This window comes from Ferrimonas futtsuensis DSM 18154, from assembly GCF_000422645.1.
Lineage (GTDB): Bacteria > Pseudomonadota > Gammaproteobacteria > Enterobacterales > Shewanellaceae > Ferrimonas > Ferrimonas futtsuensis.
On the sequence record NZ_KE383897.1, the window covers coordinates 75,439 to 94,368 of the forward strand.

Below are 18,930 nucleotides of genomic sequence, written 5' to 3' on the forward strand. Positions count from 1 at the left end.
GGTTATGAGATACCTGAATCGTTTGATGGGGGCGCTGCTGTTGTGGATGTTGGCAGGCAGTGCTTTGGCTGCCGCATTGCCAGAGCAGGGCACCCGGGAGAACTACGACCTAGGCACCTACCAGATCCTGCTGGAGGGCGTGCCCGGAACCGGCGGACTGAGTTACCACATGGAGTTCAATCGAGGTGGCACCGTCTACATAGAGAAAAAGTTCAATGGTGAGGACCTGGCAGAGACCCACCCCTTCACCCGGGTAGGCGACGAGATTCGCATCCTGCCTGTGGGGGATGGGCTCATCAAGGACTTCGATCAGGCCACCCTGACGGTGCTGGACCACGACAACATAGCGGTCAGTCTCAATGTGGCTGGGGAGTCCCTGAAGCTGATGGAGAAGGACACCGAGTTTACCCTCTATCGTTGGTATGAGTTTCAGGCCAAGACCCACATCCTGCTGACGCTGATCATCCTGGTGGCGCTCAATGAGCTGTTCCGTCTGGTGAAGTGGAGTGGCTTTGCCTTCTTCGTCGGCCTGTCGCTGCTGCTGACGGTCTTCGTCTGGCCCTATCAGGGGGTCGCATACTGGTTTAAGTGGGCCAAGATCTACTCGGTAGTGTCGGCGTCGGTGTTCTTCCTGCTGATGCGCTTTACCCCTTTGCACAAGTACACCTTCGCCAAGCTGTTCTGTGTGGGCTTCTTGGCGCTCAATATCGCCGAAGCGGTGGCCCAGGACTTCACCATGGGCTTTACCCCCAACCTGCTGAACGGCGTGGCCGGGGTGCTGTCGATTCTGACCTGCTACTACGGCTGGAAAGGGATCAAGGCGGACGACTCACCTCAGAAGGATATGGTGTGGCCCAAGATGACCGCCCTGTGGATCATCGCCTACGACGTGTGGAACTTCGTCTACGTCTACCTGAACTTCCCGGCATCTGCCTCGGCTCAGCTGATGGTGATTGTGGCGGCCACCATTCCGGCGCTGCTCATCAAGGAGGGCACCTGGCTACAAGCCAGGGCCTACACCCTGGCGGCCTGGTTCATGTTCTACTTCACCTTCACCGAGTTCTACGAACGAAACCTGTGGATCTTCCCAAGAAACGATGTGCTGACCTACTCACTGGCGCTGCTGAGTTTGGTGCTCAATATTGCCTGTGTGGTTCAGCTGTGGGAGTTCCGCAAACAGCGTCTGGCGCAGCAACAGCCCGCAGCGGCTTGATGTTGGTTTGACCAAGGAAAAGGCCGCCTGATTGGGCGGCCTTGACGATCTTGTGGTCTGGCTTAGCTGTCGGTGCTCTCGCTGGCAGCGTCATCCTGAGAGAAGCTGTCTCTGAAGGCTTGCAGCCCTTCATGCATCAGGCTCTGGGTCAGGTCCACATTATCCTTAATGTCGCCATCGAGTACCTGCAGACCATCGAGAATGCCGCGGGCTTCATTGATGCCCTTGTCTGCTGCCTCGCCGATGACACCGATAAAACCGTCGATCTGTTCATCCAGGGAGAGGTCGGCGTTCTGTTGCTGGTAGGTTTCAAAGAACTGAGTGGCAAAGCCCACGATACGGTCTGCGGTGGCTTGTGGTGAGTAGTCGATGCCTTCCTCCAGACCTTTCTGGGTGGCATTCTCTCCCAGGGTCGGCGCCAGATGCTCGTCTATGGCTTCGACGGCAGCGCGGTAGAGCAGGGCCATGGACTCCTGACCTGAGCTCAGGCTGACCTTTTCCATGGCAGAAGCAATGTTGGCGTTGGTCATCGCCTTGGCCGCCTGGGCCGGGCTCTTGCTTCTTGCGACCTCAGAGACGGTCTGGCCGTGATTGCTGCCATCGGCAGACTTGTTGCGGGCGACCTGAGAGACCTCTGCCCCATGATTGCGAACTTCCATCAATTCATACCTCGACTAGGATGCTTTCACTCTATTATCGACCAATTATTGAACCGCTTTAATGGGTCAAGTGCTCAGAAGTGCCATTGCAGATACAAGGTATTGTAATTGCTGCCCCCTTTGATGCGCCCAAAGGCAGAGGAGCTTTCAAAGATGGAGCTGCGGTGGTGAATGCTCCAGCCGAACCACACCTGTTCCAGCGCAGCGCTTTGGAACAGATCGCCCAGATTGAGATCGAATGAGAAGTCCAGATAGTTCATAAGCTTGGATGGACGATACCCCTTTTCCTCCAGGTCGCTGCGCTCGATGTAAGTGGGCCGGCTGACGTAGGAAAGCCCTTCGGCCACACCAAAGCGCCAGCGTAGGGGCCAGTCGATGGTGTAGTAGGCCTTGATCGCCACAACGCCCTCATAACTGGTCTTTTGCACCTCTGAGCTATGGTGGTACACCGCGCCTGGGGTGAAGTAGAGGTCAATGGGCAGGCCAAACAGGGTGTCGGTCAGGGGGATGCCGTAGAACACCGAAGTGAGCTGATTGTTGTAGGGATCCTCCTCCCAGTCGAAGCCCAGGATCTCTCCCAGGTTGGAGGGGGTGGCCCAGCCGTGGGCGACGCGAAGGTAATGGCCCTTGAACTGATCGCGGGAGAAATGCAGGCCGTTGCTATCGGGCTCGGGAAAGAAGGCGATACCCGCATAGCTTTCCAGGGTGAAGCGCTTGTCCAGGGTGGGCAGGTCGCCTGCGCCTTCTCCGAGCATGGAACCTTCCAGCTTGCCGATGAAATAGAGGTTGCTGATCAGATGCCAGGAGAGATCGACGCCTGCGCTGATACCGATGTCAGAGCGTCCCCCGCCGGTGCCCAGGGCGTAGTAGTGCTCGACAAATTCGCGGCTGCGCCAGTCCAGTTGCATCCTGGGCTGGAAGGTGAAAGATCCATATTGATGGTCAAACCCATAGCGCAGGTGGCCATAACTGCGGCCGTGGCTGTCACTGAGAAGTTCGGTGTCGATGAAGTGGCCGGGCTGTGGGATGTAACGATAGCGGCCACCCAGGTCGAAGCTGTCCTCCTGGATGTCGTTCTGAAACTCCCTGGGGATGTCGAAGAAGCGAAACCGGGTAAACAGGGTGGCCTGGTGTTGATCCTGCTGCCACAGGTGATAGCCGGCTTCCAGTCCATGCAGATAGAACTCATCCCCATGGAAGAACATCAGCGGCACGATGTCGGCAACCTGGTCTACCTCGGTGGCATAAGGGATGTCCGCGTAACGTACGCCGATGGCGATGCCCCAGTCCAGTTGTGGACCACTGCCGGGAACGGCCAAAGTCAGGCCACTGTATAAAAGGGCCACTGTGCCCATCAACTTCTTCATAGGTGCCAGATTTCACGTCTTTTTGTTCCTTATAACCAGCATAAACCCTATGAGTGAAAAAAAACTGAAAAAAATTTGGCGGGCAAATAATAGGGATCAGCAGGGCAGGGCGGTCGTCGCAAACCCTTGGGGTGGCTGGTTTGGACGTCTATACGGCCGCTGTTGGAAATCCACCAAAAGAATGACTGTGGGTTTTCACACACATTTTTCCCTCTTGAAAGCGCCGTGATCTCTGGCACAATCTCAATCCGTGGCATGGTTATCATGCCTCCAAACCAAGGTGCGAACGGGATTTACCCCCAGCGCATAACAGGGAACGCGGTGAGAATCCGCGGCTGTACCTGCAACTGTAATCAGAGCGACCCTCAAAACGCCACTGGGAAACCGGGAAGGAGAGGGTTGGGATGCTGAGAGCCAGGAGACCTACCTCGGTTTGCTGATTTGACTCAAGCGGGTTTCTTGAGCAGATAGCCTGAACGAACAATTTGGAGTATCAAGGTAAGCCACAGGCTTGCCCTCTGAGTCGTACCCATCTGGCTTACGTCTGTTGTATGCGTGCGATCCACAGGATCGTACCGACCTCTCCTAGAGAGCATTCCCGCGCTTTTAAAACTCTAACTCAAAGGAAACACCATGAGTTTAAAAACGCGCTTCTCCCTGGTTGCCCTGGCTTTGGGCGCCGCCTTCTCCGCCTCAGCGACCGAGGACGTGATAGTGGTCACCGGTGACCGCTTCGATTCGGCTCCTGAGCAGCAGCTGACCATCATCAATACCATTGAGCGGGTTGAGATTGAGAAGATCAGCCCCACCTCTGTGGCCGATCTCCTTGAGCGCCTGCCGGGCGTCAGCGTCACCCGCAATGGCGGTGCGGGCCAGAATGCCAATATCAGCATTCGCGGTGCCAACTCCGATCATGTGCTGGTGCTGGTTGATGGCATTCGCATCAACTCCGCCACCCTGGGTTCGGTCAGCTTCTCCAGCCTCTCTCCCGAGCAGATTGAGCGCATCGAAGTGGTGAAAGGTCCCCGCGCTTCCGTGTGGGGCAGTGACGCCATCGGCGGTGTTATCCAGATCTTTACCCGCAAGCTGGACCAAGGCCAGTGGTATGCCGGTGCCGCAGTGGGCAGCGATGCCTATGGACGCCTGGCGGCAGGTGTTGGCGTTGGCCATGGCGATGGTCGCACCAGCCTGACCCTATCTTCCGAGCAGAACGATGGTTTTGATGCCAAGCGTGATGGCGAGGATGACGATGATGGCTTTGATCGCATTACCGCCGGCATCAGCGGTGAGCAGACCCTGAACAATCAGTGGCAGCTGCACTGGGTGGGTCAGTACAACACCGGCAACAACGAATACGACAGCTCCTACGGGGGCAACGAAGCGGACTTCGACAACTTCTTCTGGAACCTGGGTGCCCAGTACAACCAGGGCGATTACACCAGCAAGCTGACTGTGGGCCAGGCTCGCGATTACAACGACAACTTCCGTGATGGCAGCCCAGATCACAGCATCTACGAGACCCGTCGGGAGCAGCTGAGCTGGAGCAACCAGTATCTGGCCAGCGATGTGTTGACCCTGATTGGCGGTGTGGATTTCTATAACGAGTCTGTTGGTGGTGATTACGATCAGGATGAGCGTGACGTCTTGGGCGTTTATGCCCTGGCCCGCGCCGACCTTAATGCCTGGCTGCTGGAAGCCTCGGTGCGCTACGATGATGTGGAGAATATCGATTCTGAGACCTCCTACAACCTCAGCGCCGCCTACCGGTTCGGCAATGGCTGGCGACTGACCGCAGGCCATGGTACTGCCTTTCGGGTTCCCACCTTTAACGACCTCTACTGGCCAGGTTCGGGTAATCCGGGTCTGCGTTCAGAGACGGCGAGCAATAGCGACCTGACCCTGAGCTACTCCGGCGACGGCTATAACGCCTACCTGAGCGTGTTCCGCAATGACGTGGAAGACCTAATTCAGTGGGCACCTACCGAAGAGCTGAATGAAGCAGGCTGGCCCATTTGGAAGCCTGATAACATCGCCGAAGCCCAGTTGGAGGGGGTGGAGCTGAGTGTTAACTTCACCACATCTGGCCTGGATCACCAAGTAGCCTACACCTACCTGGATGCCGAAGATAAGCAGAAGGATGAGCAGTTGGTGGGGCGCAGTGAGCACGAGTTCGATTATTCGGCTTCCTACGCCTGGACCCAGTGGGACCTGACTCTGGACTACCACTACCAGGGTAAGCGCAAGGATAAGGGTGATAACTTCCTCGACCCTTACCACAAGGTGGACCTGAGCCTGGGGTACGAGTTCTCTGATAACTGGAAAGTGCGCCTGAAGGCCAATAACCTGTTGGATGAGGAGATCGTCTCCAATGGTGAATACTATGGTCCAGGTGCCGAGTGGTTCCTGAGCGTCAGCTACACCCAGTTCTAACCCAAAACGCGGGCCGCTCTGCGGCCCGCCGGAGGCAGCGCCATGTTTAAGGCATTTGACGACTTACCCCGCAACCCTCAGCCACCCCTGCAACTGGAGGTGGAGAACCTGGGCTGGGGCGATGGCCGCCGAACCATACTTTCCGGGATCAGCTTCAACATATTCCAGGGAGAGTTTGTGGGTCTGCTCGGCCCCAACGGCGTCGGCAAATCCACCTTGCTTCGCTGCCTCTATCGTTACCTCGACCCCACCAGTGGCCGCGTGTTGCTGGGGGGCCGAGACACCCAGACAATGAGTCGCCGCCAGTTTGCCCGAGAGGTGGCGGTGGTGACCCAACACCTGCCCAGCGGATTTTCGATGACCGTGCGTCAATTTCTGACCACGGGCCTGTTGGCCCAGAGTAACTGGTGGCAAAGGTTGGATCGTCGCAAAGAGCGCATCCAGATTGAGGAGATGCTGGAGCGGGTGCAATTGACCGAGATGGCTGATCGCCATTTCGAACTGCTCTCCGGCGGTGAGCGTCAGCGGGTGCTCATCGCCCGCGCCCTGTTGCAGCAACCCAAACTGCTGCTGCTGGATGAGCCCACCAACCATCTGGACATTCGTTACCAGATTGACACCCTCAAGCTGCTTCGTGGCTTGGGGGTTACCGTGGTGGCCTCCATTCATGATCTGAACCTGGCCAGTGCCTACTGCGATCGCCTGTTGTTGCTGCACGAAGGGCGGCTGGCCGCCTTCGGCGAACCTGGTCAGGTACTGACCCAGAAACAGATCGCCCAGACCTACGGCGTGGATGCTCGCATCGACCCCCATCCTCAGGGCACTCACCCCAGAATTACCTACGACTACCACAATAGCGACTATGCCCTTGCTTAAACCCGGGCAGCTGATGCTGCTGCTCTTGCCCCTGCTGCTGATCTCTCCTCTGGTGGCCGTGGCCACCGGCTCCGCCGATATTGCTCCCTATGATGTGGCCCAGGCGGTGGGCCGCGCCCTCACCGGCGAGGCGGCCCAGGGTCTGTCAGATCGCATCATCATTGAACTGCGACTGCCACGGGTGTTGCTGGCCATGCTGTGCGGCGCCGGTCTGGCGGTGTCAGGTTCTGTGCTTCAGAGCGTTACCCGTAATCCCCTGGCCGATCCTTATCTGTTCGGCATCTCCGCCGGCTCCACTCTGGGCGCGGTTCTGGCCCTGACCCTGGGAGTGGCCGGGCTCGGTTTGCCTGTGTGCGCCTTCCTGGGATCGCTGATCGCCGTGGCGGTGGTGATGGTGATGGCCAGAGACGGTCAGGTTGAGGGGCTGATCCTGGCCGGTGTGGCCATCTCGTTCCTGCTCTCCTCCTTGGCTAACTTGGCGCTCTATTTCGGCGACAGCCAGGCGATTCAGGCGGTGCTGTTCTGGAGCCTGGGCAGCTTCAGCCGGGCCACCTGGGCCACCCTGTGGATCCCCGGGTTGGTGGTGCTGGTGTCCCTGGTGATCATCCATCAGTTTCAGCGGCCTCTTCAGGCCTTGATGGCGGGGGACGAAAGCGCTCACACCCAAGGAGTGGCGGTAGCGCCGCTGCGCCTGGGCATGTTGTTGTTGACCGCGCTGATTACCGCGTCCCTGGTGGCTTATTGCGGTGGCATCGGCTTTGTCGGCCTGATGGTGCCCCACATAGTACGGATGCTTATCGGAGCGGCCAGCGGTGCCACCATAGTGGCCACCGCGGCGTTCGGGGCAGTGATGATGGTGTGGGTGGACCTGCTCGCCCGTCAGCTCCTTGGCAATCAGGAGTTGCCGGTTGGGGTGGTGACCGCCATCCTCGGCAGCTGCTTCTTTATCGCTTTGTTGATTAACCGGCGCAGGAGGCTGGCATGAAACAGTTGATCACTGGCGGTGCCCGCTCCGGTAAGAGTGCCCTGGCACAGGCCCGCGCCCTTGAGTGGCAACAGCAAACCGATGGCAAGGTGGTGGTGATCGCCACCGCCACCGCCGAGGGCCAGGAGATGGCTCAGCGCATCGCTCATCACCAGTCTCGCCGTCCCAAGAATTGGCAACTGCTGGAAGCACCCAGGAACCTGGGGGATCTATTGGCACAGCACAGCCAACCTAACACCCTGATTATGGTGGATTGCCTGACTCTGTGGCTCTCCAATGAGTTGTTCGGCGGCGACTGGCCCGGGGCCAAAGAGGCGCTGCTCGATACCCTTCCCAGCCTGCCGGGCCCGCTGATCCTCATTGGCAATGAGGTGGGGCAGGGGGTGGTGCCCCTGGGAGAGGGCAATCGTCGTTTCGTGGATGAGTGCGGCTGGCTGCAGCAGCATCTCTCCCCGTTGATGGACAGAGTCACCCTGACCCTTGCCGGTTTGCCCCTGGAACTGAAGGAGTGTCCATGAGAGCTCTGGTGTTGTTGATTATGTTCATGGCCCTGCCGGCTCAGGCGATGCGCCTGGTGGCCCTCTCCCCCCATTCGGTGGAGATGCTGTTTGAGCTCGGCGCTGGGGAGGAGATCCTGGCGACGGTGGATTACGCCGATTACCCGGAAGCGGCCAAGGCGATCCCCCGCATCGGCCGCTACGATCATATGAACCTCGAGCGTCTGTTGGAACTGCAGCCGGAACTGGTGGTGATCTCCTTTGAAGACACCTCGGCCCCCATCATCGAGCGGCTGCAAACCCTGGGGATTCCCATGTTCGACAGCAGCGTCACCAGCGTCGACGAGGTGGCCGATAAGCTTGAATCTCTGGGCGTGGCCATCGGCCGGGAGGCTCAGGGACAAAAGAGTGCGGAAGCGTTTCGTACCCGGCTGGCACAGCTGCGTCAGCAATACAGCCAGGGCGAGCCGGTGAAGGTGTTCTACCAGGTGTGGCCTGAGCCCCTGACCACGGTCTCCGGAGGCTGGATGAACGGCATCCTCGCCGATTGCGGCGCCAGGAACATCTTTGATGACGGCACCGCCGATTACCCCCAGGTGGCCATGGAGCAGGTGCTGGTCCGGATGCCTGAGCTCATCCTCAAGCCCCAGTATCACGGCAACAGTAACCAGGAGGCAGTGGCCTGGGAAAGCTGGCCTGAGATCCCTGCGGTCAAGCAGGGGCATGTTATTCAGATCCAGGGGGACCTGGTTCACCGCACCGGCCCGCGCGTGCTCGACGGCATGGCCATGGTGTGTCAGCTGGTCGATAAGGTTCGTCGGGAGTCGGCGCAATGATTCATCTCTATCTCGGCGGCGCCCGCAGTGGCAAATCCACTCTGGCGGAGGAGCGTGCCTGTCTCTGGTCGGGGCAGGTGATCTACGTGGCCACTGCCCGCAGTCATCCCTCCATGGCTGAGCGCATTGAGCAGCATCGCAGCCGTCGCCCAAGTAACTGGCAATGCATTGAGGAGCCTCTGGCACTGGCTGAGCTCATTGCCCGGGCCGATGCAGGCCAGCTTCTGCTTATCGACTGCCTGACCCTGTGGCTGACCAACCAGATGATGGCCGGGTTGGATCTCAGTCAGGCCCGCGATCAACTGGTCACTGCCCTGGACTCGACGTCGGCGGAGGTGGTGCTGGTGAGTACCGAGGTGGGTCAGGGGCTGATTCCCGATGACCCCATGAGCCGAGACTTTGTGGCTGCTGCCGGTGAGCTGCATCAGGCCATCGCCCGGGTGGCGCAGACCGTCACCTTTAGTCAGGCGGGCCACCCGATCGTGTTGAAGGAGACCCGCCGATGAAAACCCTGTTGACCCTGGTGCGTCACGGTCGCCCCGAGCTGGCCGACCGGCTGTTGGGCCGCACCGATCCTGGCCTGACGCCCCATGGTTGGCATCAGATGCAGCAAAGTTGCCAGGAGCTGAAGGTGGACGCCATCTTCACTTCCCCCCTGTCGCGCTGCGCCGATTTTGCCCAGGCCCTGGGCCGGGAGCGTCAGCTGCCCGTTGAGATCGAGCCCAGGCTCCAGGAGCTGGACTTTGGTCAATGGGACGGTCTGGATTTTCAAACCCTGTGGCAAAGCACCGATGGTGCGTTCGAACTCTATTGGCAGGAACCTTGGCAGGAAACACCTCCTGGCGGTGAGTCCACCGAATCGCTGCAAAATCGGGTGGAACAGGCGCTGCTTGAGCACGGAACCCGCCACAAAGGCAAAAGCTTGCTGCTGGTCACCCACGCCGGGGTGATGCGTCTGGTGCTGGCCTGGCTGCTGGAGGGCAGCCGTCAGGGCAATGCCCACCTGAGCCGTGTGACCCTAGGGCATGCGGCGCGAATTACCCTGAGCCTGTACCAGGATGAGCAGGGCCAGGTGTGGCCCCAACTGGTGGAGCTGTATAACCCCCAGGAGGCCTTATGAGCACAGCACCGCAAACCATCGTTTTCAACATTCTCAACGGGGCCGCAACCCAGTTGCCTGAGCTGCACAACCTCAGTGATGCCGGTGCGGGCAAAAACCTGATGCACCTGACGCCGACCCGGGACTCGGAGCTGATCTGCTTCGGCGAAGCGCTGACACCGCTGACCTCGCCGCCGGCGCCTACGCCCTTGACCGCCAAAGGCCTGCTGGGCAACGGTGGCATCAGTCCGGCGGTGCTGACTCGGGGGCTGTTGCAATTGCTGGCATCCAACGGGTTCAGGGTGGCGTTTCGCAGTTTCAATTTCGGCGTAGCGACCCCAAAGGTGGGCCACAGTGGCTGGCTGGCGTCGGTCCGTCACCTGGGCGGAGTCGAGGCCAACACCGATGCACTGATTGAGGGTCACCTTCTTCCCGAGCTGCTGAGTCAGGCGGAGCAGGGCCACATCAGCGTCCTGGCTGAGTGCGGCGTGGGCGGCACTACCTTCTCCACCCTGTGGCTCAGGCTGCTGACCGGATTGGGACTGACCCCGGCGGGCAGCACCAAGGACAGCGCCAAGCTGATGCAGAAACAGACGCTGCTCTCCCAGCTGGAGCAGGAGTATCGCCAGCTCAGCCAAGGATTCTGTGTCGACACCCTGCTGGCCAATGAGAGATTCCATGATGCCATTCAGCGGGCGGTCTATCAGACCCTGCATCACTGGCCTGAGGGGCTGCCTCTGCCGAGACTGGCCGGGGGGATGATGTTTGTGGCGCCGCTGCTGGCGGCCCACCAGAGTCGGCCGACGTTGAGCGGGTCGGTGGACACCACCCGCTGGGTCCTCTCCGGAGAGGGCGAGAAGGTACTGGGGCATCTGCCCGGGCAGTGGCAGCTTCGCCTTAACCGCACAGACTTTAATCAGAGCCGTCACCACTGTCTTAACCTGTATGAACAGGGATTGGTGGTGGAGGGCTGTGGCCTGGGCGGTTGTCTGGTGTTGGCAGAGCAGTTGGGCCTGTCTCAGGCCGAGATCATCGACGGGCTGGACAGGGCCGTCATCGAACACATGAACCGATTCGGGTAACAGCATGAGTGGATTCAAACTGATGGTGCAGGGCACCACCAGCGATGCAGGTAAAAGTGTCATGGTGGCCGGTTTGTGCCGGGTTCTGGCGAGGCGGGGGATCAAGGTTGCGCCCTTCAAGCCACAAAACATGGCACTCAACAGTGCGGTCACCGCCGAGGGCGGCGAGATTGGCCGAGCCCAGGCGGTTCAGGCCCAGGCCTGTGGCCTGGAGCCCAGCGTGCTGATGAACCCGGTGCTGCTCAAACCCAATACAGATACCGGTGCCCAGGTGATTGTCCGGGGTAAGGCGCTTACCGACATGGACGCCCGGGAGTACCACGAAAACAAGCCCAAGCTGATGCAGATGGTGCTGGATACCTTCGAGGAGCTGGGCCAGGGCTATCAGGCCCGCCTGGTTGAGGGGGCCGGCAGCCCGGCAGAGATCAACCTGCGTGAACATGACATCGCCAACATGGGCTTTGCCGAGGCGTCTGACTGCCCTGTGGTGATCGTGGCCGACATCGATCGGGGCGGTGTGTTTGCCCACCTCTATGGCACCTTCGAACTGCTGTCCGACACCGAGAAGGCCAGGGTCAAGGGTTTTATCATCAACCGTTTCCGCGGTGACCCCAGCCTGCTCGATTCCGGCCTGGCTTGGCTGGAGCAGAAGACCGGTGTCCCGGTTCTCGGCGTGGTGCCCTACCTGCGCGGTCTGTATCTGGAGGCGGAGGATGCCATCAATGTGCAGCAGACCGATGAGGACGCCCGATTCAAGGTGGTGGTGCCCGGGTTGCCGCGCATCTCCAATCACACGGATTTTGATGCCCTGCGGTTGCACCCCAAGGTGGACCTGACCTTTGTCCGTCCCGGCAACGACCTGCCTGCGGCGGATCTCATCATTCTGCCCGGCTCCAAGAGCACCCGGGGCGATCTTCAGGCGCTGAGGGATCAGGGCTGGGATCGCCAGATTGCCCGCCACCTGCGCTTCGGTGGCAAGGTGATCGGCATCTGCGGCGGCTACCAGATGCTGGGTCAGCGCATCGAGGATCCCGACGGCGTCGAAGGGGCGCCCGGCAGCAGCGACGGCCTGGGTTATCTGGACCTGGTCACCGTACTCACCGGCGACAAGCGCCTGACCCGGGTGCAGGGCAGCCTGTCTCTGGAAGGCGAGAGTGCCCCGGTGACCGGCTACGAGATCCACGCCGGCCGCAGTCAGGTGACCGCCAGCCAGCCTTTCGTGCTGGCCGGTGAGGCCGACGGGGCCATCGACCCTGGTAACCAGATCCTCGGTGGTTACCTGCACGGGCTGTTCGATGAACCCCAGGCCTGCAACCTGCTGCTGCGCTGGGCCGGGCTGGAGGCGCAGCACGCCCAGGCCCAGGATATGGACGCCTTGCGAGAACAGGGGATCGATCGCCTCGCCGATTGCCTGGAACAGTATCTGGATCTGGACAAAGTGTTTGCCGGTCTTAAGGGGTGGCAGTCATGACCCGTTACAGCTGCCCGGCACTGTTGGTGACGGCTCCGGCCAGTGACAGTGGCAAGACCACTGTGGTGGCCGCCATGGCCCGTTACTGGCGCAATCGGGGTAAGAGGGTGCGGGTGTTCAAGACCGGACCGGATTTTATCGACCCCATCTTCCATGAGGTCGCCAGCGGCCAGCCTGCCTATCAGCTGGATTTGGGGATGATGGGGGAGGCCGCCTGTCGCCGTCACCTGGCCGCGGCCGCCGCCGAAGCCGACCTGATCCTCATCGAAGGGGTGATGGGGATGTTCGACGGTCGCAGCTCCAGTGCCGATCTGGCCAGCCTGTTTGGGGTGCCCGCCATGGCGGTGATCCCGGCGGCCAAGATGGCTCAGACCTTTGGCGCCATCGCCTGCGGCCTGGCCCATTACCGCGAAGACGTCACTCTGTTCGGGGTGGTGGCCAACAAGGTGGGCAGCGCGGGCCATGCCCTGATGCTGGAAGAGAGTCTGCCGGAGGAGATCGCCTTCTGCGGCTGGCTGCCCCGGGATGAGAGCCTGGCATTGCCGGACAGACACCTGGGACTGGTGCAGGCCCGCGAGCTGCCCGATCTGGATGCCTGGCTGGATGCCGCCGCAGCCAAATTGGGCGAGAGCTGCAACATGCCCCTGCCTGAACCCGTACTCTTCGAGCCTGTTCCTGAAGACCCTGTGCTGAAGATGGTGGGGCGGCCCCTGACGGGACGCACCATTGCTGTAGCCGATGATGCTGCCTTCGCTTTTATCTACCGGGACAACCTGGCGCTGTTGACCAGGCTCGGCGCCGAGCTGGTGCACTTCTCGCCCCTGACCGATGAGCTGCCCCAGTGCCACGCCCTTTATCTGCCGGGGGGCTACCCGGAGCTCCATGGTCCGGCTCTCACCGCCAATACCCTTCTAATGCAACAGATCCGCGACTTTGCCGATGCCGGTCATCCGGTGGTGGCCGAATGTGGCGGCATGCTCTATCTGCTCGAGCACCTGACCGATAAATGGGGGGAGGGCACAGAGATGCTGGGCGTCCTCCCCGGCAGCGCCCAGATGCAGTCGCGTCTGCAGGGAATCGGCATGCTCAGTGCCGAAATCCAGGGCTTCACCCTTCGCGGTCATTGCTTCCACTACTCCAGCAGCGAGATACAACTTGAGCCCATCGCCACTGCGACCCAGCCCGGGCGTGTGAAAGTGGCCGAGCCCGTTTACCAGCTTGGGGGCGTTGTGGCCTCCTATGTCCACTGGTACTTCCCATCGGCGCCGGCCCTGGTGGCCAACTGGTTTTTAGGGGAGCACCCATGAACCCCAAGTTGATCCTGACCGCCCTGGGGTTTCTGACCCGGCTGAGGATGCCCGCCTGGGTGCCCTTCGACCCGGACAGTGTGGCCCGCTCCGCCCGCTGGTTTGCCCTCATCGGTTTGTTGTTGGGCGCTATAGCCGCAGGGGCTTTGTCTGTGTTGACGCCCTGGTTGGGCCAGCCACTGGCGGTGGTGTCGGTGCTGGTTCTGCTGCTGCTGATCACCGGTGCCTTCCATGAAGATGGTCTGGCGGACACCTTCGACGGCTTCTGGGGCGGCTGGGAACGGGATCGCAAGCTGGCGATCATGAAGGACAGTCAGATAGGCACCTACGGGGTGTTGGCCCTCATTGGCGCCCTGGCCATCAAGGCGGTGGCCCTGACTCAGCTGCACCTGGGACTGGCCATGGTGGCGCTGTTGGTGAGTCATGCTGGCAGCCGGGCGGTGGCCGGACTGGTGCCGGTACTGCTGCCCTACGCCAGAACCGGGCAGGGCAGTAAGACCCCACAACGCCAGCACTCGCCGGGCTTCGGCGACCAGCTGGCGCTGATGATCTGCGCTGCCCTGCCGCTGCTGATGCTGCCTTATGAGGCGGCGGCGGTGTTGGCGCTGGTGTGGAGTGGTGTCTTTGCTCTGATGACCTGGCTGATGCATCGCCACATCCAGGGCTATACCGGCGATACCCTGGGCGCCACCCAGCAGCTGACCGAGTGTGCCACCCTCATCGCCCTGGTGGCCATGATGAATCAGGGCTGGCTCTGATGAAGCAACTGCTGAACATCACCGTCAATCCCGCCCCGGGCCACCTGTTGAAAGATTGGTCCGAGGCCAGAGAGTGGCTCAGTCGCTGGTCTTTCGACGGCTTCGAATACGCCCCTCATGGGCTCTGGGCCAAAGAGAGTGTGCCGGCGGATCTGGCCGGCGGTTTGCACCTGACCTTCTTTCCCATACTGACGCCGTTCTGGCGCCAGGACTGGCCACAACTGCTCAAGATCTTCGGCGATCGCCAGACCGTAGAGCACTTCTACGGCGGACTGGAGCCCCAGTGCCTGGTGGATACTTATGTGCATCAGCTGAATCTGGCGGCGGATCTGAATATCCCCTACGTGGTGTTCCATCCGGTCACCTGTGACATGGACAACCTGTTCACTCAGGCCTTTCCCTGGCACTGGCGCGAGACCCTGGAGGTGTGCGCCGAGTTGCTCAACGCCGCCCTGGCCCAAAGCCGCTACAAGGGCAAACTGCTGTTCGAGAACCTTTGGTGGCCCGGCAGTTTCCGCCTGGACGATCGCCAGGAGTACGACACTCTGCGTCAACTGGTGAACCATGATAACTGCGGCCTGTGTTTCGACAGCGGTCATCGCATGGCCACCAATACCACCCTCAGAAACGAATCTGACGGCGTCGCCTGGCTGGTGCAGGAGCTCAAGCGGTTGGATCTCAGTCAGGAGATCCACGCATTGCATCTGAACTGCAGCCTCAGCGGCGATTACATCGAGCAGGCAAAACGTCGCAGCGAGCCCTACAAGGGCTGCGCCGATTTCTGGTACGAGCTGGAGGTGGCGCTGAAACACGTCAGCACCATCGACGGTCACCACCCCTTTACTCAGGCGAATCTGCGTCCCCTGGTGGAGGCCTGTGAGCCTGACCATCTGGTGCACGAACTGGCCCAGCACTCGTTGCAGGGTTGGGGCGAGGCCATCGAACAACAACGAACCCTGGTACTCCCATGCTAGACCCTCAGCCACTGTGGCTTACCCTGATGATCCCCATCCTGGCTCTGCTGTTGGACCGCCTGTTGGGCGAGCCACGCCGCTTTCACCCTTTGGTGGGGCTGGGCCGACTGATCTCCTGGCTTGAGCGCCGCCTCTACCGTCCCAACACTGAGCGGGGCGTGCTGGCGGTGGCGTTGCTGCTTCTGCCCCTGGGACTGCTGCTACTGTGGCCGCTGCCCTGGTGGGCTCAGGTGCTGGTGCTCTATCTGGTGTTGGGGAATCGCAGCCTCGGCGAGCATGGGCAGGCGGTGGCCGATGCCCTCAAAGCCGATGATCTGCCCCTGGCCAGGGAGCGGGTGGGTTATATGGTCAGCCGTAAGACCGCCGGACTCAGTGACACCCAGGTGGCGGCGGCCACCATGGAATCTGTGCTGGAAAATGGCAACGACGCGGTGTTTGGTGCGCTGCTGTGGTTTTTGATTGCCGGGGTGCCTGGTGCAGTGGCGTTTCGCATCGTCAACACCCTGGACGCCCGTTGGGGCTACAAGAGTCCCCGTTATTTGAACTTCGGCTGGGCCGCGGCCCGCCTGGATGACCTGATGGGCTGGCTTCCCGGGCGGTTAACCGTACTCACTTACGCTCTGCAGGGTCACACCGGGCAGGCGATGCGCTGTGCCCGCGAACAGGGCAGGCAGTGCGCCAGCCCCAATGGCGGCCCGGTGATGGCGGCCGGAGCCGCGGCCCTGCAGGTGACCCTGGGCGGCGCCGCCCAGTACGATGGCTACAGCTGCGAGAAACCTCAATTGGGGTCGGGACCGGCGCCCACCGGTGAGTCGGTGCAGCGCGCGGTCAACCTGGTGGACAGGGGCGCCTGGGCCTGGGCAGTGCTGTGTGCCCTGACCGGTTTGCTGCTCTGGGGAGGCTTGTGATGACTGAGCTGAGATCGATAACGCCCTCGGCTCTGCACCATGGTGGTCGGCTACGTCAGGCCGCCGAAGAGTATGGCATCCCCTTCGAGAAGTGGCTGGATCTTTCCACCGGCGTCAGTCCCTGGACCTATCCGGTCGGCGAGATGCCGGTGGCTAGCTGGAACCGGCTGCCCGAGTGTGAAGATGGCCTGGAAGCGGCCGCCCGTAGCTATTATGGCTGCCCATCGCTGTTGCCGGTGGCCGGTTCTCAGGCGGCAATCCAGGCCATACCCAAGCTTTGGCGTGGGCGCATGGAGAGCCAGGGGCGTTGGCAATCCGGCCTCAAAGTTCTTTTACCCAGGGTCGGGTACAAGGAGCACCAGAAAGCCTGGCAGCGCGCCGGTTGGCAGGTGGTTCATTATGAGGGTCACCCGGGCGAAGTCCTGGCCCCGGAGATCGCTGCCTTGGTGGTGATCAACCCCAATAACCCTACCGCAGAGGTTCAGGAAAAGGGGTCATTATTGGCCTGGCACCAACAGCTGCTGTGCCGTCATGGCCTGCTGCTGGTGGATGAGGCGTTCGCCGATGTGGAACCGGCCGAGAGCCTGTCACCCTTGTGCCCTCAGCCTGGTCTGGTGGTGCTGCGTTCCATCGGTAAGTTCTTTGGTCTGGCAGGAATCCGCGCCGGCTTTGTTCTGGCCGAACCCTGGCTGTTGGCACAGCTGACCGATGAGCTGGGGCCCTGGACCCTGGCGGGACCCAGTCGTATCGCCTGTCGCCGAGCGTTGGAGGATAAGGAGTGGCAGGCGCGGCAAGCTGAGCGGCTGACGTTGGCCTCAAATCGCTTGCACCAACAGCTCAAACCCCTGGGGGGCAGACTCTGTGGTACCGGATTGTTTCAGACCCTCTATCACCCCAGGGCGGCGATTTGGCACAAACAGTTGTGTGGTGAAGGGATCTTGGTGCGGCTGACCGATGAGGGGGATGGGCTGAGATTTGGTCTGCCCCTGGATGAGAGTCAGTGGCAACGCCTGGCCGAGGCGCTGCCACTGCTGATCACTTATTCGTGAGGCAATCGGCTGGCCGCTTCTGGCCAGTGCTTCTTGATCTCTGAGTCGATGTAGGCCTTCTTCTCGGCGGTGAGTTTCTCCATGTCGAGCCCCACCGCCGCCTGGACCGCCTCTTTGCTGGAGAGATCCGGGTAGCTCACCTTCTCCACCTTGAGGCGAAGCAGGATCTCACCCAGTTGAGCCCGGGCCTGTTTCGCCTGAGACAGGGCGGTGGTCAGAAGCTCCACCCCCTCTTTAGGATTATGGGCATATAGTCCGTGGGAGGAGACGGCAAAGTCCCAACGCCACTGGCTGTGACGGATGCTCATCAGCGGCTCATCCATAAAGTACCATTCGGCGCCGGCATCCCAGGCCGCCTTGGCCTCGTAGTGGGCCTTGACCAGCAGCATCTCCACTTCGGTCCGCAGCGTGTCGATCTTCTCTTTGTTCACCCTCAGGGCCGCCTCTACGCCGGCCTTGCTGTCGTGGCAGCCGGCACAGGCCTGATCGAAACGATCCAGGGCGTTGCCTACCCGGTGCTCACTGAAGCTCTTGCCGTTTTCACCCTGCTCCTGAGGCATGTGGCAGGTGATGCAGGTGGCTCCCTCCTTGGCGTGGTGGCTTCGGCTCCAGTGCTCAAACTCCGGGTGCCTGGCCTTGAGCATCGGGGTGCGGGAGATGGGGTGGGACCACTCATAGAAACGACGTGTGTCGTAGTAGCGCTCAATGTCATCGGCGGTGCTGCCGAAGATCCAGGGAATGTTGACCTTGTTGTTGGCTTCCGGCTGGAAGTAGTAGGTGACATGACATTGGCCACAGGTCTGGGCACCCTGCATGGCGGCGTTCTGTTCGTTGAAGGGCAGGCTGACCTTGGCCATCGCCTTCTGGGCATGGGGGCGGCTCAGGGTCAGCTTGGTGGAATCGGTTTCATGGCAATCGCTGCAGCCGACGGTGTTGCCCATCTCGGTGCCCAGGTCGGTGAAGTTCTTGCCAGAGAACCCCTCTTCACCCAGCTTGGCCATCATCCTGGGTACATCCGGCCCTTTGCAGGTCCAGCAACTGGCGGACATCCCCTTCTGGCCCTGTGCAGGCGCTACCCCGGTTCTCAGGGTTTGTGCCACGTCTGAGATGGCGAAGCGATGCCCCCTGGGGCTGTGAAACTCTTTTGCGTAGGCACTGCCTGCCCAGAGCACCACCAGTTGGGGGCGCTGAGCCAGCATATCCTCACGCTCGCCCTGGCTTTCCGTGGTCTGCCAGGACTGGTACTCCAGGGGAGCGCGCTCCTTCCAGAAGCTATTGGGGACGGCGTCGGCGGCGTGCAGGCTAAAGCTCAGGGCCGACAGCAGCAGGGGAGTGATGATGCGCATGGGGTTCTCGTTATCTTCTTCTGATTATCTGTAAATTTAGTCGAGGGTGCAGGCCTCGCCTGCACCCACTTCG

At 61.0% G+C, this 18,930-nt stretch carries 18 protein-coding genes and 1 riboswitch; of the genes, 15 read left to right on the plus strand and 3 right to left on the minus strand.

The window, feature by feature from the left end:
- Nucleotides 1-4 precede the first annotated feature (4 nt).
- Nucleotides 5-1,213, plus strand: a complete 1,209-nt coding sequence (locus G505_RS0119630) for a DUF5692 family protein (protein WP_028111077.1) — start codon at nt 5-7, stop codon at nt 1,211-1,213.
- Between the two features lie 62 nt (nt 1,214-1,275).
- Here the strand turns inward: G505_RS0119630 and G505_RS0119635 are convergent, their stop codons facing one another.
- Nucleotides 1,276-1,872: a DUF5610 domain-containing protein gene (locus G505_RS0119635; RefSeq protein WP_028111078.1), complete on the minus strand. Its 597-nt coding sequence runs from the start codon at nt 1,870-1,872 to the stop codon at nt 1,276-1,278.
- 74 nt (nt 1,873-1,946) lie between these two features.
- Nucleotides 1,947-3,239: a MipA/OmpV family protein gene (locus G505_RS0119640; RefSeq protein ID WP_028111079.1), complete on the minus strand. Its 1,293-nt coding sequence runs from the start codon at nt 3,237-3,239 to the stop codon at nt 1,947-1,949.
- Nucleotides 3,240-3,500: 261 nt separating this feature from the next.
- Nucleotides 3,501-3,684: riboswitch (cobalamin riboswitch) on the plus strand.
- Between the two features lie 188 nt (nt 3,685-3,872).
- On the opposite strand from G505_RS0119640, the gene G505_RS0119645 reads away from it, so the two are divergent.
- From G505_RS0119645 to cobD, 14 genes are read left to right on the plus strand one after another with little or no spacing between them, the layout of a single operon-like run.
- Nucleotides 3,873-5,669, plus strand: coding sequence for a TonB-dependent receptor domain-containing protein (locus G505_RS0119645; RefSeq protein ID WP_028111080.1), 1,797 nt, complete (start codon nt 3,873-3,875; stop codon nt 5,667-5,669).
- A 42-nt stretch (nt 5,670-5,711) separates the two neighbouring features.
- Nucleotides 5,712-6,545, plus strand: a complete 834-nt coding sequence (locus G505_RS0119650) for an ABC transporter ATP-binding protein (RefSeq protein ID WP_051216520.1) — start codon at nt 5,712-5,714, stop codon at nt 6,543-6,545.
- A gap of 13 nt (nt 6,546-6,558) precedes the next feature.
- Nucleotides 6,559-7,530, plus strand: a complete 972-nt coding sequence (locus G505_RS0119655) for a FecCD family ABC transporter permease (protein WP_245568407.1) — start codon at nt 6,559-6,561, stop codon at nt 7,528-7,530.
- Complete coding sequence (gene cobU, locus G505_RS0119660; protein WP_028111083.1) at nt 7,527-8,048, plus strand: bifunctional adenosylcobinamide kinase/adenosylcobinamide-phosphate guanylyltransferase; 522 nt, start codon at nt 7,527-7,529, stop codon at nt 8,046-8,048. Before G505_RS0119655 ends, cobU (G505_RS0119660) begins: the two co-directional genes overlap by 4 nt.
- The gene (locus G505_RS0119665; RefSeq protein WP_035385596.1) at nt 8,045-8,863 is read left to right on the plus strand and encodes a cobalamin-binding protein; all 819 of its coding nucleotides are present in this window, start codon (nt 8,045-8,047) and stop codon (nt 8,861-8,863) included. The genes cobU (G505_RS0119660) and G505_RS0119665 overlap by 4 nt, the downstream gene beginning before the upstream one ends.
- Entirely contained in the window at nt 8,860-9,369 is a 510-nt protein-coding gene (gene cobU / locus G505_RS0119670) for a bifunctional adenosylcobinamide kinase/adenosylcobinamide-phosphate guanylyltransferase (protein WP_028111085.1), read from the plus strand. Before G505_RS0119665 ends, cobU (G505_RS0119670) begins: the two co-directional genes overlap by 4 nt.
- On the plus strand, nt 9,366-9,983 hold the full coding sequence (locus G505_RS22140; protein ID WP_035385597.1) for a histidine phosphatase family protein: 618 nt from the start codon (nt 9,366-9,368) through the stop codon (nt 9,981-9,983). The genes cobU (G505_RS0119670) and G505_RS22140 overlap by 4 nt, the downstream gene beginning before the upstream one ends.
- On the plus strand, nt 9,980-11,044 hold the full coding sequence (locus G505_RS0119680) for a nicotinate-nucleotide--dimethylbenzimidazole phosphoribosyltransferase family protein (RefSeq protein ID WP_028111086.1): 1,065 nt from the start codon (nt 9,980-9,982) through the stop codon (nt 11,042-11,044). Before G505_RS22140 ends, G505_RS0119680 begins: the two co-directional genes overlap by 4 nt.
- A 4-nt stretch (nt 11,045-11,048) precedes the next feature.
- Nucleotides 11,049-12,515, plus strand: coding sequence for a cobyric acid synthase (locus G505_RS0119685; protein ID WP_035385598.1), 1,467 nt, complete (start codon nt 11,049-11,051; stop codon nt 12,513-12,515).
- Nucleotides 12,512-13,822, plus strand: coding sequence for a cobyrinic acid a,c-diamide synthase CobB (locus G505_RS0119690; RefSeq protein WP_035385599.1), 1,311 nt, complete (start codon nt 12,512-12,514; stop codon nt 13,820-13,822). Before G505_RS0119685 ends, G505_RS0119690 begins: the two co-directional genes overlap by 4 nt.
- Nucleotides 13,819-14,580 (plus strand): adenosylcobinamide-GDP ribazoletransferase, encoded by a 762-nt coding sequence (gene cobS, locus G505_RS0119695; protein ID WP_028111089.1) that lies wholly within the window; start codon nt 13,819-13,821, stop codon nt 14,578-14,580. The genes G505_RS0119690 and cobS overlap by 4 nt, the downstream gene beginning before the upstream one ends.
- Nucleotides 14,580-15,554, plus strand: a complete 975-nt coding sequence (locus tag G505_RS0119700) for a TIM barrel protein (protein WP_028111090.1) — start codon at nt 14,580-14,582, stop codon at nt 15,552-15,554. Before cobS ends, G505_RS0119700 begins: the two co-directional genes overlap by 1 nt.
- Nucleotides 15,548-16,462, plus strand: a complete 915-nt coding sequence (cbiB, locus tag G505_RS0119705; protein WP_051216522.1) for an adenosylcobinamide-phosphate synthase CbiB — start codon at nt 15,548-15,550, stop codon at nt 16,460-16,462. Before G505_RS0119700 ends, cbiB begins: the two co-directional genes overlap by 7 nt.
- Nucleotides 16,462-17,511 carry a threonine-phosphate decarboxylase CobD gene (gene cobD, locus G505_RS22145; RefSeq protein WP_035385600.1) on the plus strand — a complete coding sequence of 350 codons (1,050 nt, stop codon included), beginning with the start codon at nt 16,462-16,464 and terminating at the stop codon, nt 17,509-17,511. Before cbiB ends, cobD begins: the two co-directional genes overlap by 1 nt.
- Here the strand turns inward: cobD and G505_RS0119715 are convergent.
- Complete coding sequence (locus G505_RS0119715; protein ID WP_028111092.1) at nt 17,502-18,857, minus strand: ammonia-forming cytochrome c nitrite reductase subunit c552; 1,356 nt, start codon at nt 18,855-18,857, stop codon at nt 17,502-17,504. The two genes, cobD and G505_RS0119715, sit on opposite strands and share 10 nt — an antisense overlap.
- Between the last annotated feature and the right edge of the window lie 73 nt (nt 18,858-18,930).